Source organism: Halopelagius longus (genome assembly GCF_900100875.1).
GTDB lineage: Archaea > Halobacteriota > Halobacteria > Halobacteriales > Haloferacaceae > Halopelagius > Halopelagius longus.
In genome coordinates this window covers 1,075,657-1,088,503 of sequence record NZ_FNKQ01000001.1, presented here as the reverse complement: position 1 = coordinate 1,088,503, position 12,847 = coordinate 1,075,657, and the positions used below count along the sequence as shown (strand labels likewise).

Sequence of the window (12,847 nt, the reverse complement as noted above, 5' to 3'; positions counted from 1 at the left end):
GCCGGTGAACCTGCCTCGTCGCCTGAAACAGTTCGGATATCCTTACCGTCCGGCGGCCGTCTCCGCGACGCCGTCGTTCGTATCGCGGGCCTGTCAAGTTTCGTGAGCTTTACGGCCCCGCTAGCGAGAGATTAGCGGCCGGTCTCTCGGTTCGGTCGCCGTTAAGAACCGATAGGGGCGGACAAAAATCCGACGACATGTCGGGAATCGTGGGTATGCGGTCCATACCTATCGGCGGGAAACGCTTCTGGGGGAGACGTAGTGGACAGAACTATCGACGACGTGGCGCGGCGCATCGCGTCTCTGTTCGGGTCGATTCGGTCGACAGCGACGGCGATGAGGCGTCGCAAAGATCCGCGCGTCATCGTACTCGCGACGGCGACGCTCGCCGTCGTCGCGGGCGTCACCGTGGGACTCGTCGCGCGGTGGCCTCTCGCGGGCGTCGTCCTCGCGTTCGTCATCGCGGCGACGCTCGCGGCGGTGTACGCGGCCCCCGGCGCATCGGAGTTCCGGAACGGGACGCTCCGGGCGTTCTCGGCGACGTTCCGGCGACGGGTCGGCGGCCGGACGGCAGGCGAGCCGACCTCCCCTTCCGAGTCGGAGGGGAGCGACACCTCGGCCGAACGACTCCTACACGAGGCGGGACTGCTCGCGGACGACGCGAGCGAACGAGGCTCGTCGGCCCCCCTGTCGGCGGCGGGCGACATCGCGGAGCGACTCTCTTCGGACCGCGGGGTGCAGTCTCGCGACACAGCCGAGGCCGCCGCGGCCGACCGAACGTCGTCGGAGGACACCGACTCCCTGCCCCGTCTCGCGCGGGACTTCGAGTCGGCGTGGCGGCGTCGAATCGTCGAGATGGACGGGCGGGAAGGCGACACCGCGGCGCTGGCGTCCCTGCTTCAAGTCCCCGAGGAGGACGTGGAACTTGAGTGGGACCCCGCCGAATCGGCGCTCGTCGCCTTCGTCCGCGGCGAACGCGCCGGAAACTGGCCCTCGCGGGCGGCGTTCGTCGCAGACGTGACCGCCGTCGCGGAGTTCCGGTCCGCGTTTCCGAAGTGGTGGTCGCTCTCTCCGTCGATGCGGACGCGCGTCCTCGCGGCGCTCAGACTCTGTCTCGACTGGTGTCCCGTCTGCGACGGGTCGCTCAGAATCGACCGCCGACCCGCGCGAACCGGCGACGTGGACGAGACGCGACGCATCTCGTCTGCCAACCGGAACGCTTCGCGTTCCGGCGACGCCGACGGGCGTCGTCCGTCGGGCCGCCGAGGTTCCCTCGGCGACGCCATCGTCCTCGCCTCGACGTGTCAGGCCTGCGGCGCGGACGTGTTCGCGGCAGAGATAGCCGACGGACGCGTCGACCCGCAGAGCCGACACGCCGACGCGGATATCGAACTGTAGGTTACGGTCGCGGGAGGGGGTCGATGGCGTCGCGCCGTCCGTCGAGAACCCCGAACCGTTCTCCCCGGAGACGCTCCAACAGGTGGAGCAGACGCTCCGCCCACCGCAACTTCTGCGCCTTCGACTCCGAGACGGCGGCGTCGTCGAACTCCCACCCGACGAACCGGAGTTCGTCCGCGCCGAAGGCGTCGGCGGCGAACGCCGCGCGGTCGCCGTCGGTGAATCCGCCGAAGTTGTAGACCGCATCGACGGGTGCCGCCTGCGTCGTCGCGAGGACGTGTTCGGACTCGAACCGCGGGACCCACTCGCGCACCGCGGGCACGTTGTCGCCGTGGGCGTGGGCCGCGACGGGCGTCCCCTCGCGCGTCAGTTCACGCGCCGTCTCGGGATTTTTGTCCAAGTCCGTCACCATCAGGTCCACGTCGAACCCGGCGTCTCGAACCGCGTCCGCGGCGGTGGAGGCGGCGAACACCCGGTCGGCGTCGCCGACGCGTTCGACTTCCTCGGAGAGGGACGGGGCCGCGCCGACGACGGCGACGGTCCGGCCGGTACAGTCGAGTCGCTCGACGTCGAACGGCGTCGCGTACTCCGCGAGGACGTCTCTGGCGCGTTCGTCGCCGCTCCGGGGGTAGCCGAACGCCGCGAGGATCGACTCGTACACCGGTTCCCAGTCTTCGAACCGCACGGCTACTGCTCTCCCAAGATAATACGGTGTGGGCCGGAATGGCACCAAGTACCCCTACCCGTATGCCCTTCCGGCGTCCAGTGGTGCGTTTTAGGTCCGTCCGACATAAGTTTTCTCTTAACTGAGTCCTCGTATCCGGGACGAACGCCCGTTTGGCGGGGGTTATCCGCGGTAACCCCTGACACGCGTCTGACACGCCCCGGCGGCCCCCGGCCGGTGTCGTTCGCGCCCCGGCGTCGTCCGCATCGTTCGGTCACCTCGTCTCCGAGACGACGGCGTCGAGTGCGGCCGCCGCCGCGTCCGAGGGCGAGTCCGCCGCCGCGCGCGTCGCCCGCAGGGCGTCCGGCGTCCCGAACAGGAGTGCGCCGCCGTCGCTCCCGCGAACGAACGTCGCGCCGCCGTCCGACGCCGCCGCGGCCACGGTCCGTTCGTCGGCGGCGGAGAGGCCGTCGAGTTCGAAGACCCTGACGACGGCGTCGCCCGTCACGTCGTCCTCGACGCCGAGGCGTTCGAGGTGGCGTTCGACCTCTCGGGGCGTCGTCGCGTCGAGTTCCTCCACGGAGACGCCGCCGCCGGTGCGCACCCTGTCGCGGGCGAACGCCTCGCCGATGAGGGCGGCGTCGCGCGTCTCCCGAACGTCGTGGGTCCGAATCACGTGCGCGCCGCGTTCGACGGCCATCGACGTGGCCGCGAGCGACACCGGCAACGCCTCCTCGGTCGAACGCCCGGCGAACTCCCGGAGGAAGTTCTTCCGGTTGATGGAGACGAGAATCGGCCGGTCGAGGCCGCGGAACTCCCGGAGGCGGCGGAACGTCTCCCGGTCGTCTTCGAGCGTCTTCGCCTCGGACCACCCGCCGAAGGCGGGGTCGACGATGGTCTTGTCCGTGAGGCCGTTCATCTGCAACGCCTCGTAGATGTCGTCTACGTCCTCGACGGCCCCCGGTCGCTCTAAGTCCGGCGGACTCGCCATCTTCGCCACCGCGGCGTCGAACTCCTCGCAGACGCGCGGCATCTCCGGGTCGGCGAACCCGCAGATGTCGTTCACCATGTCGAACCCACGCGAGAGGGCCTCCTCGGCGACTTCGTGGTAGCGCGTCTCGATGGAGAAGACGGCGTCGCCGGAGACGCTCTCTACGACGTCGAGGGCCGTGTCGAGTCGGTCGAGTTCCTCCTCGGCCGACAGCACCTCGAACCGCTTGTTCGCCGACTCCAAGCCCACGTCGACGATGTCTGCGCCCTCGTCGATGAGTTCGGCGTCGACGTACTCGGCGGCGTCGCCGGCGTCGTTGAACACGCTCGGGTCGTACGGCGACTCCTCGGAGACGTTCAGGACGCCCATGATTCGGGGCGGGTAGTCGTCGCCGATGCCGAGTCCGGCCGCGTCGACGTTCTGCATATCGGGGCGGAAGGACGGCGGTTACATAGTCCGCACGGTCCCGGTCGCTCCGCGAGGCCGCCGAGTCGCGGACCCGCGAACGCCCCGCGGAAGCGGTCTCTGATGCGGCCCGAGGCGGGGAAGTCACGCTCTTTTTATCCGTCCGTCGGTTACGGTCGGCCAATGGCGAAGGTCAGTATCGGACTCCGCGGGTGGCGCTTCGAGGAGTCCGAGGTGTTCACCGAGAGCGAGGAGTTCAAACCGCTCGACGAGGTGCCGGAGGACGCGCGGCGGCGACTCATCCGCCTCAGCTATCTCGTGGGGAAACCGTGCGACGCCTGCTATCTCGTCCACGGCGAGGCGGAGAAACGCCGGTGTAATCAGGCGGCTATCGTCTACGGCGAACCGATGGAGGAAGTGCTCCTCTGTGCGGACCACGAGGCGGACTTCCTCTACTGGTACCGCGAGGCGGGGGGCCGCGAGTTTCGCGGAGAAGAGGAGTTCCGCGACGAGTTCCACGAGTGGTTCGCCGACGGCGGCCGCGCCCCGGAGGGGTACGGCGGACTCGAACACGTCGAGACGGACCCGAGCGAACTCCCGTCGCCGCCGGACCCCGACGAGTTGAACCGCCGACTCAACGAGAACTACGGCGGGAAGCGAAAGCGCATCGACTTCGAGTCGGGAACCGTCACCTACGACGAACCCGGCGCGGAGGCCGACGACGAAGACGACTCCGCCGAGGCGATGGACGACGTGGACATCGACTTCGACCGAGAGTACCCCACGAAGTAGATGCCGCCGAGACAACGGAAACCCGTCGTCGTCGTCGTCGAACCGAAGACGCCCGGCAACATCGGGACCATCGCCCGCGCGATGAAGAACTTCGGGCTCACGGACCTGAAACTCGTGGACCCGCCGGAGATGGACCGCGACAGCGAGGCGTACGGCTTCGCCGGCCACGCCCGCGAGGACGTCCTCCCGAACGCAGAAGAGGTCACCTTCGAGGAAGTCGTCGAGAACTACCACACCGTCGGGACGACGGCGATAACGAACGAGGACAGTCGCCGGCACGTCCGCTTCCCGTACAAGACGCCCGTCGAGGTGCGCGAGAGCCTCGAAACCGTCGAGACGAAGACCGCGCTCGTCTTCGGACGCGAGGGGAAGGGCCTCAACAACGAGGAACTGGCGCAACTGGACGAGGTGTGTTCCATCCCCGCGAGTTCGGAGTACCCCGTCCTGAACCTCGGGCAGGCCGCGACCGTACTCATGTACGAACTGCGGAGCCTCACCGTCGAGGAGACGCAACTGCCCGACGTGGAACGCGAACGCGCCGACGAGGCGGACATCGACCGCTTCTACGACTTCTTCTCGGAGTTCCTCGACTCCGTGGAACACCGCGACCACAAGCGCCCGAAGACGATGCGGATGATGCGCCGACTGCTCGGCCGCGCCCACCCGACCGAACGGGAGGTACACACCCTCATCGGCATCTTCCGCCGGGCGAACCGATACCTCGGCGAACGCGCCTACCCGGACGACTCGGACGCCGCCGATTCGGACGCCGCCGACGCGACGCCGGACGCCGGGACGAACGCCGAACCGCGACCGGACGACGACTGACCGCGGCGTCCTCGATTCGCCGCACCGTCGCCGACTCAGTTCTCGCCGTCGCTCCGGTCGCCGTTCCCGCCGTCGCGCCGGGCGAACATCGTCAGCGCCACCATCGAGCACGCCTCCTCGCCGTCCCCGTTCAGGGTCGTGATCCGCACGCGAACGAGTCCGCGACTCGGCGTCTCCTCGACTTTTTCGAGCACCTCCGTCCGGACCGAGAGCGTGTCGCCCGGTTCGACGGGTCGCCGCCAGCGGAGTTCGTCGACGCCCTTCGCGCCGAGCGACGCCGACTCCGAGAGGAACTCCTCGACGAGCATCCGCATCGTCATCGCGGCGGTGTGCCACCCGCTGGCGATGAGGCCGCCGTACATCGACTCCGCTTCGGCCCGTTCGGGGTCGGTGTGGAACCACTGCGGGTCGTACTTCTCCGCGAACTCCAGAATCTCCTCCTCCGTCGCCTCGTACTCGCCGAACTCCTCTTCGTCGCCGACGGAGAGGTCCTCGAAGAACGTCGTCATGCGAGACGCGTCGTCCGCCGCCGGCAAGTACGTGCGGGTGACGAACGGCGACGCCGGATGTCCGCCCCACCGAGGGCAGAAGTCCGCACCGCCGACGGTGCGACGGACGGAATCCCCGCCAGAAGCGCCTCTCGGTAACCGTTTTGCACGTCCCGACCCTACCGAGCGAGTATGAGCAGGCGTCCGCCCCGGCGACTCCGCCCCTTGATGCTGTTGGTGGGCGTGTCGATTCTGGCGTTCTACTCGCTCCTCTCGTACGGGAGTTACGTCCTCATCGTCACCGTCTGGCGGTTGCGCCCCGACCCGGTGACGACCGGACTCGTCGTCGGCGCGACGGCCGTCCTCTTCGGGTACGCGAGTCTCCGGTTCGGAACGCGCCGCCTCCTCTCGCGCCTCGACGCGCGCGAACTCCCGAGGGTGCGGTATCCGGGCGTCTACGGCATCTTGGACCGCTTGACGGCGGAGATGTCCGTCGATACGCCCCGGCTTCTGGTGACGCGGCTCTCCGTCCCCAACGCGTTCGCACTCGACACCGCGGGGCGCGACACCGTCGTCCTCGACGCCGCCCTGTTCCGACTGTTGGACCGCGAGGAGTTCGAGGGACTGTTGGCGCACGAACTCGCACACTTAGAGAGCAGAGACAGTCTCGTGCAGACGCTCGCGTTCACGACGCTCCAGACGGCCGTTGGAATCCTCTCGCTCCTCGTCGCCCCGCCCGTCTTCCTCGTGACGGGACTCGCCCTCGCGGCGGCGTGGGTTCGCGGCGACCCCTCGTCGTGGCCGCGGACGCTTCCGGGTCGCCTCAGGAGGCGAATCGAGGAGGCCGTCTCCGTCCTCATGCTCGGTATCACGCTTTTCACGCGTGCGCACTCGCGTCGCCGCGAGTTCGCCGCCGACGACAGGGCTGCCGAGGTGACGGGGCGACCGTTGGCGTTGGCCCGCGCCCTCCGGAAGATAGAGCACACCGCCGAACCGCAGTTCGGCCTCCTCTCTCCCCTGTGGGTGTACGGCGACGTCGAGTCCGAGGAGGAACACAGATTGCGCGACCTGTTCTCGACGCACCCCCGGACCGAGGAACGCGTCGAACGGTTGCGCTCGCGCGCCGACTCCGGCCGCGTCGGGGTGGATGTGCGGTAGCGAACACTATCGGGAGAACACCCAATACCGTCCTCGTCCGACGTTCGGCCATGTCCGACGCAACCGACGCCACCGCTCGAACCCTCGACGTCAGAGAGATAGACGGCGAACCGTTCTCTCACGTCACCGACGCCCTCGACGAACTCGGCGAACGGGAGACGCTCCTGTTGGTGAACAGTTTCGAGCCGGAACCGCTGTACGCCGTCCTCGAACGCCGCGGCTTCCACTACGAGACGACCGAAGTCGCACCCGACGAGTGGCACGTGGAAATCACGCCCGCCTGAACATATTCGGGGTAATCGACTCCCCGCCCGGCGCGGAATCTCCGACCGCATGTCGGACCGAAAACTCGACTTACGCGACGTTCCCCCGCCGGAGCGGCACCCGAAAATCTTCGAGGCGTTCGAGGGCCTCGACAGCGGCGAGCGTCTCACCATCGTCAACGACCACGACCCGAAACCGCTGTACTACCAGATGGACGCCGAGGTGGAGGCGTTCGACGCCGAGGCGTACGAGGTGGACCGAGTCGGCCCCGACGAGTTCGTGGCGACGATTCCGAAGAAGTAGCGCGGGTCAGGCGCGCTTTTGAATCTCCTCGCGGAGCACGTCGCTGACGATTTCGCCGTCCGCGCGCCCGCGAAGCGCGCCCATCGCTTCGCCCATGAGGGCGGAGAACGCGCCCATCCCCTCTTCTTTCACCTGCCCCTCGTTCCGTTCGACGACGCCGGAGACGGCCTCGCGGACCTCCTCCTCGGAGACGCCAGAGAGTCCGGCCTCCTCGATTGCCTCCTCGGCGGTGAGCGTCGGGTCCTCGGCGACCGTTTCGAGGACGTCGTTGACGCCCTCCTTGGCGAGTTCGTCGTCCTCTACGAGGCGCATCACGTCGAGCAGGTGGTCCTCGGTGACGTTTTCGACGGGCACGTCGTCGCGCCGCAACTCCGTCATCGTGGACTCCAACAACCCGGCCGCGAACGTGGCGTCGATGCCCTCCGAAACCGCCTGCTCGAACAGCGGCATCCGCCGGCCGTAGGCGACCTGTTCGGCCAGTCCCGGGCCGAGGCCGAACTCGGATTGGTAGCGTTCGACCTTCTCGGTGAGCAGTTCGGGCGTCTCCACCTCGCTCTCGTCGAGTTCGACCGGCGGCACGTCCGTCTCGGGGTACATCCGCGCCGCGCCCGGCAGGGGACGGAGGTAGCGCGTCGTGCCGTCCTCGTTCGCGCCGCGCGTCTCCTCGGGGACGCCGTCGAGGGCCGTCTCCGCGCGTTCGGCGACGGCCTCGATGGCGAGTTCGGCCGTCTCGGCGTCGGCGGCGACGATGGCGACGGCGTCGTCGTCGCCCGCGCCGACGGCCTCTTTCAGGTCCGCGACTTCCGCCTCGGTGACGCCGTAGGCGGGGAGTTCGTCCGTGTGGAAGATGCCGCCCGCGCCGTGACGCTTCGCGTGGTCGGAAAACTCCGTGCCGAGGCGACGGTCGGGCTGAATCTCCCGGCCGACGAGTCCGTCGAAGCCGTAGAGGGGGACGGCCGTCACCTTCCCGCCGGAGTTCACCGCGCCGCCGACGACGCCGCTTTCGGTGTCCTCGAACACGTCGGTCACGTCCGTCGTCTCGCCGACCGAGGCGTCACGCGAGTCGAGTTCGTCGCGGATGTCGAGCAGTTCGACCTGCCGGCCGACTTCGAGGCGGACGATTTCGTCTATCTGATCCAGCGCCTGCACGCCCTTGATTTCGACGCGTGCGCCGTCTTCGATGGAGACGTTCACGTCCTGCCGGATGGTGCCGAGTCCGCGCTTGACCGTCCCGGTCGAACGGAGGAGCATGCCGATGGTTTCTGCGGCCTCGCGGGCCTGTTCTGGCGAGGAGATGTCGGGTCGGGTGCCGATTTCGACGAGGGGGATGCCGAGGCGGTCGAGCGAGTAGACGACGCCCTCCTCGGTCTCCTCGACGCGTTGGGCCGACTCCTCTTCGAGCATCAGGTCCTCGACGCCGACGGGACCGTCGCTCGTGGAGATTTCGCCGTCCTGCGCGACGAGCGACGTGCGCTGGAAGCCCGAGGTGTTCGACCCGTCGATGACGAGTTTCCGCATGACGTGGGCTTGGTCTACGGTCTCCATGTCCAGAAGCGAAGCAATCTGGAGGACCACCTCGCGCGCCTCCTCGTCGAGGCGGTGCGGCGGTTCCTCGTCCTCCTCGACCAGACAGGTCGTGTCGTACGCGAGGTACTCGAACTCGCGTTCGACGCGGCTCTCTTCGAGGGCGGCCTCGTCGAGTTCGCCCAGTTCGCTCTTCGTCGGGTGCAGAAAGCGGGTGAACCGATGCTCGGACTCCGAGGGCTCTCGAATCTCCGTCGGGCACTCACAGAACAGCTTCGTCTCGGTGTCGAGTTGCTGGTGTATCTCCAACCCCGCGACGAGCCCCAAACTCTCGTAGTCGTACTCGCTCATTGGTGCCAACTGCGAGTGCGGGGAGTAAAAAAGGATTCAGTCCGCGACGCGGGCCGCGCGGGAGGGCCGGCGGGAAGGACCCGACGGGAGTTCCGTCGGACCGTCGCACCGTGGGGGGCGAACTCGTGCGAGCCGTGTCGTTCGATTCCGGGTCGTCGGCCGACGATTCAGACGCGACGCAGCCCTTGACCGATTCCTCGGCCTTCGTCGCACTCGGGACACTCGAAGTGCCATCCGTCGTTCGTCGCTCGCCCCTCCGGGAACGTGGCTCCGCAGCTTCGACATTCGAGCATGTCTCGGCCGCTTTCCCGCCGGTACTGAAGGCTCGGCATGATTCCAATTTTGAGTGATTGTATCTTGAAAATATCGGTTCTTCGCCGGATGTGTGACTGATTCTCTCTCCCGGACATTCGCTCGCCGACGAACTCTCAGGCCGGTTCGAAAAACGGGGGTCGTCGTCCCCCCGGCGGGCGATTCTCCGACGGCAGACGGACGACAACCGGCGGACGCGAGGGGTCGGCGAGGTTCGGATCGTCGTTCAGTCGTCGCCGAGGATGCCGCGGTGGGTCATCTTCTCGGGGTCGAGCACCTCGTCGGCCTCCGCCTCGGTGAGGTAGCCCTCGTCCACGGCGACTTCCTTGACCGTCTTGTCCTCCGCGAGCGCCTTCTTCGCGACTTTCGACGCCTTGTCGTAGCCGATGGCGGGGTTGAGCGCCGTCGCCAGCGCCATGCTCTGTTCGACCTGCGTCTCGCAGTGCTCCTCGTTGGCCTCTAACTTCGCGACGAACCGCTCTGCGAACACCTCCGCGGAGTTCGAGAGCAGTTCCGCCGACTGCAGGAAGTTGTGCGCGAGGACGGGCTTGTAGAGGTTGAGGTCTATCTGCCCCTCGGCGGCCCCGGCGGAGACGGCGGCGTCGTTACCGACGACCTGCTTGTGGACCTGATTGACCGCCTCGGCGACGACGGGGTTTATCTTGCCGGGCATGATGGACGACCCGGGCTGGTTCTCGGGCTGTTCTATCTCGCCGAGGCCGTTACGGGGGCCCGAAGCGAGGAGTCGCAGGTCGTTCGCGATCTTGTTCAGCGAACCCGCGACGGTCCGAAGCGCGCCGTGGGCCTCGCTCATCGCGTCGTGGGCCGCCTGCGCCTCGAAGTGGTCGTCGGCTTCGCAGAACTCCACGCCCGTCTCCTCGGACATGTACTCGGCGGCCTTCGCGGGGAACTCGGGGTGGGTGTTGAGGCCCGTCCCGACGGCGGTGCCGCCGAGTGCGAGTTCCGAGAGGTGCGGTTGGACGTTCTCGGCGCGTTCGATACCCTTCTCGACCTGCGTGCGGTAGCCGCCGAACTCCTGCCCGAGGCGGACTGGCGTGGCGTCCTGCAGGTGGGTCCGACCCGTCTTGACGACGCCGTCGAACTCGTCTTCCTTCTCTTCTAACGCGTTCCGAAGCGTCTCCAAGGCGGGCACGAGGTCCTTTTCGACCGCTTCGAGGGCGGCGACGTGCATCGCCGTCGGAATCACGTCGTTGGAGGACTGCCCGTAGTTGACGTGGTCGTTCGGGTGGACCACCCGGTCGCCGATGCCCTCGCCCATGAGTTCGGCGGCGCGGTTGGCGATGACCTCGTTCGCGTTCATGTTCGAGGAGGTGCCGGACCCCGTCTGGAACACGTCCACCGGGAACTCCTCGTCGTGTTCCCCGGCGATGACCTCGTCGGCCGCCTCCACGATGGCGTCGGCCACGTCGTCCTCGACGAGGCCCAAGTCGCGGTTCGCCTGCGCGGCGGCCTTCTTCACCACGCCGAGTGCGCGGACGAACCGCCGCCCGAACGTGATTCCGGAGATGGGGAAGTTCTCCACCGCACGCTGGGTCTGTGCGCCCCAGTACGCGTCCGCCGGCACTTCCATCTCGCCGAGACTGTCCCGTTCGATGCGATAGTCGTCGTCGCTCATGTCCGGGGGCACGACGGGCGGGCGCGTAAAACCCATTGATACGAATCTATCGTCAGGGTACGACCCCCGCCCGAGTCGGCCCGGCGACGAAGGCACAGAGAGGCGGTGAACGGTCCCCTCACGGATTCGACGCGCGGGTGCAAAAACTGTACGAGGATTTATAATGGGACGAATCGTTACTCGGCCGTGCGCTCGCTGGGCGGACGACCCTAAATACGCCGTAAAACCGTCTCTATACCCACAATATTCCCTTCTCGGAGCCGGAACTAAAAACTGACTCACAAATAAGTAAACTAGTAGAAATCTTTAAGTTAATCGTGTGGAATGGTAGAGTGAAACTCCTACAGAGGAACGATTATGAAGGACAATCACGATGCGGACGACGGCGTCTCCCGTCGGACGTACATCAAGCTGAGCGGTATCGCGGGTGCCACAGGAATCGTCGCAGGCTGTGCGGGCGGCGGTAACGAAGGCTCCAGCCCGACCGAGGGCGAGAACACGCAGGGCGGCGGCGAACAGACGACCGAAGGCGAGAACACGCAGGGCGGCAGCGGCAACGCCCTCGAAATCGTCCACTGGTGGACGGCGGGCGGCGAGCAGGACGCTCTCAACGCCCTCCTCGAAGGATTCAAAGAGAAGCACCCCGACGCGCAGGTCAACAACAACCCCGCGCCCGGCGGTGCGGGCTCCGCGCTGGACACGGTCATCAAGAACCGCGTCCTCAACCAGAACCCTCCGAGCACCTTCCAGATTTGGCCCGGCAAGGCGCTGACCGAGTACGTCGACGGCGACGTGCTCCGCGACATCAGCGATTCGGTGTGGAACGACGACATGCGCAACGCCTACCGGCAGGGCGTACAGGACCTCTCGAAGCCCGGCGGTAACTTCGTCGCGGTTCCCATCAACATCCACCGGCTCAACAACCTGTTCTACAACGTCTCCGTCCTCGAAGAGGCGGGCGTGGACCCCTCGAGCATCTCCGACCCCGGAGCGTTCACGGACGCCCTCAAGAAGGTCTCCGAGAACACGGACGCCGTGCCTCTGGCCCACCAGACGCAGTCCCCGTGGTCGTCGGTCCAGCTGTGGGAGAACATCTTCCTCGGCTACAACGGACTCGACGCCTACACGTCGTTCACCGAGGGGAACGTCTCCAAACAGGAGGACGCCGTCAGGGAGTCCCTGCAGACGCTGAAGGACTACAGCCAGTACTTCAACGAGGACGCCGGGTCCATCGCGTGGGACCAGGCGAACGGCAAGGTCGTCAACGGCAACGCCGCGTTCATCCACCAGGGCGACTGGGCCGCGGGACAGTACCAGTCCGCCGACGGCTTCGAGTACGACTCCGACTGGAGCATGGTGCCGTTCCCCGGAACCGAGGGGATGTACTCCGTCGTCACGGACTCGTTCGTCTTCCCGAAGAACAACCCGTCGCCGGAGACGACGAAGAAGTTCCTCCAGTACTGCGGCACCGTGGACGCCCAGAAGCGCTTCAACCCCATCAAGGGGTCCATCCCGCCGCGAACCGACGTGCCGACGGACCCGTTCGGTCCGTTCCTGCAGTCGCAGATTGAAGCGTTCAAGAACTCCGAATCGCAACCGCCGACCATCGCTCACGGGACGGCCGTCACGCCCGAAGTCCACGGCAACATCGACGAGGTGTTCGCCAGCTTCAACGGGCAGTGGAACGTCGACTCCGCGTACAACGGCCTCGTGAACGCGTTCTCCGAATAGAG

13 protein-coding genes are annotated in these 12,847 nt (G+C 67.1%); 7 read left to right on the top strand and 6 right to left on the bottom strand.

All coding sequences use genetic code 11. The features are described 5' to 3' along the window. Positions 1-261 precede the first annotated feature (261 nt). Positions 262-1,398, top strand: a complete 1,137-nt coding sequence (locus tag BLS11_RS05655) for a DUF8054 domain-containing protein (RefSeq protein WP_092534178.1) — start codon at positions 262-264, stop codon at positions 1,396-1,398. A 1-nt stretch (position 1,399) separates the two neighbouring features. On the opposite strand, the gene BLS11_RS05650 is transcribed toward BLS11_RS05655, so the two are convergent. Then, positions 1,400-2,083: a 6-hydroxymethylpterin diphosphokinase MptE-like protein gene (locus tag BLS11_RS05650; RefSeq protein ID WP_092534175.1), complete on the bottom strand. Its 684-nt coding sequence runs from the start codon at positions 2,081-2,083 to the stop codon at positions 1,400-1,402. Positions 2,084-2,336: 253 nt separating this feature from the next. Next, the gene (gene folP, locus BLS11_RS05645; protein WP_092534172.1) at positions 2,337-3,479 is read right to left on the bottom strand and encodes a dihydropteroate synthase; all 1,143 of its coding nucleotides are present in this window, start codon (positions 3,477-3,479) and stop codon (positions 2,337-2,339) included. Between the two features lie 162 nt (positions 3,480-3,641). On the opposite strand from folP, the gene BLS11_RS05640 reads away from it, so the two are divergent. Together BLS11_RS05640 and BLS11_RS05635 are read left to right on the top strand one after the other, a co-directional pair. Continuing rightward, on the top strand, positions 3,642-4,250 hold the full coding sequence (locus BLS11_RS05640) for a DUF8114 family protein (RefSeq protein ID WP_092534169.1): 609 nt from the start codon (positions 3,642-3,644) through the stop codon (positions 4,248-4,250). Beyond that, positions 4,251-5,078: an RNA methyltransferase gene (locus BLS11_RS05635; protein ID WP_092534166.1), complete on the top strand. Its 828-nt coding sequence runs from the start codon at positions 4,251-4,253 to the stop codon at positions 5,076-5,078. 35 nt (positions 5,079-5,113) lie between these two features. Here BLS11_RS05635 and BLS11_RS05630 read toward each other — a convergent pair whose 3' ends face one another. Then, positions 5,114-5,587: a MaoC family dehydratase gene (locus BLS11_RS05630; RefSeq protein WP_092534163.1), complete on the bottom strand. Its 474-nt coding sequence runs from the start codon at positions 5,585-5,587 to the stop codon at positions 5,114-5,116. A 207-nt stretch (positions 5,588-5,794) separates the two neighbouring features. Between BLS11_RS05630 and BLS11_RS05625 the strand changes: the two genes are divergently transcribed. From BLS11_RS05625 to BLS11_RS05615, 3 genes are read left to right on the top strand one after another with little or no spacing between them, the layout of a single operon-like run. Beyond that, complete coding sequence (locus BLS11_RS05625) at positions 5,795-6,724, top strand: M48 family metallopeptidase (protein WP_092534160.1); 930 nt, start codon at positions 5,795-5,797, stop codon at positions 6,722-6,724. A 50-nt stretch (positions 6,725-6,774) separates the two neighbouring features. After that, positions 6,775-7,008, top strand: a complete 234-nt coding sequence (locus tag BLS11_RS05620; protein WP_092534156.1) for a DUF2249 domain-containing protein — start codon at positions 6,775-6,777, stop codon at positions 7,006-7,008. A 49-nt stretch (positions 7,009-7,057) separates the two neighbouring features. Continuing rightward, positions 7,058-7,291 (top strand): DUF2249 domain-containing protein, encoded by a 234-nt coding sequence (locus BLS11_RS05615; protein ID WP_092534153.1) that lies wholly within the window; start codon positions 7,058-7,060, stop codon positions 7,289-7,291. Positions 7,292-7,297: 6 nt separating this feature from the next. Here BLS11_RS05615 and gatE read toward each other — a convergent pair whose 3' ends face one another. The 3 genes from gatE to BLS11_RS05605 form a co-directional block, all read right to left on the bottom strand. Next, positions 7,298-9,166: a Glu-tRNA(Gln) amidotransferase subunit GatE gene (gatE, locus tag BLS11_RS05610; protein WP_092534150.1), complete on the bottom strand. Its 1,869-nt coding sequence runs from the start codon at positions 9,164-9,166 to the stop codon at positions 7,298-7,300. Between the two features lie 167 nt (positions 9,167-9,333). Further along, entirely contained in the window at positions 9,334-9,498 is a 165-nt protein-coding gene (locus BLS11_RS19915; RefSeq protein WP_309473054.1) for an HVO_2901 family zinc finger protein, read from the bottom strand. A 206-nt stretch (positions 9,499-9,704) separates the two neighbouring features. Next, positions 9,705-11,114: a class II fumarate hydratase gene (locus tag BLS11_RS05605; RefSeq protein WP_092534147.1), complete on the bottom strand. Its 1,410-nt coding sequence runs from the start codon at positions 11,112-11,114 to the stop codon at positions 9,705-9,707. Between the two features lie 357 nt (positions 11,115-11,471). Between BLS11_RS05605 and BLS11_RS05600 the strand changes: the two genes are divergently transcribed. Continuing rightward, on the top strand, positions 11,472-12,845 hold the full coding sequence (locus BLS11_RS05600) for an ABC transporter substrate-binding protein (protein ID WP_092534144.1): 1,374 nt from the start codon (positions 11,472-11,474) through the stop codon (positions 12,843-12,845). Positions 12,846-12,847 lie beyond the last annotated feature (2 nt).

Bases quoted from the DNA above. Each gene is read 5' to 3' on its own strand.
- folP (WP_092534172.1), bottom strand. From the start codon at position 3,479: ATGCAGAACGTCGACGCGGCCGGACTCGGCATCGGCGACGACTACCCG.
- BLS11_RS05640 (WP_092534169.1), top strand. From the start codon at position 3,642: ATGGCGAAGGTCAGTATCGGACTCCGCGGGTGGCGCTTCGAGGAGTCC.
- BLS11_RS05635 (WP_092534166.1), top strand. From the start codon at position 4,251: ATGCCGCCGAGACAACGGAAACCCGTCGTCGTCGTCGTCGAACCGAAG.
- BLS11_RS05630 (WP_092534163.1), bottom strand. From the start codon at position 5,587: ATGACGACGTTCTTCGAGGACCTCTCCGTCGGCGACGAAGAGGAGTTC.
- BLS11_RS05625 (WP_092534160.1), top strand. From the start codon at position 5,795: ATGCTGTTGGTGGGCGTGTCGATTCTGGCGTTCTACTCGCTCCTCTCG.
- BLS11_RS05620 (WP_092534156.1), top strand. From the start codon at position 6,775: ATGTCCGACGCAACCGACGCCACCGCTCGAACCCTCGACGTCAGAGAG.
- BLS11_RS05615 (WP_092534153.1), top strand. From the start codon at position 7,058: ATGTCGGACCGAAAACTCGACTTACGCGACGTTCCCCCGCCGGAGCGG.
- gatE (WP_092534150.1), bottom strand. From the start codon at position 9,166: ATGAGCGAGTACGACTACGAGAGTTTGGGGCTCGTCGCGGGGTTGGAG.
- BLS11_RS19915 (WP_309473054.1), bottom strand. From the start codon at position 9,498: ATGCCGAGCCTTCAGTACCGGCGGGAAAGCGGCCGAGACATGCTCGAA.
- BLS11_RS05605 (WP_092534147.1), bottom strand. From the start codon at position 11,114: ATGAGCGACGACGACTATCGCATCGAACGGGACAGTCTCGGCGAGATG.
- BLS11_RS05600 (WP_092534144.1), top strand. From the start codon at position 11,472: ATGAAGGACAATCACGATGCGGACGACGGCGTCTCCCGTCGGACGTAC.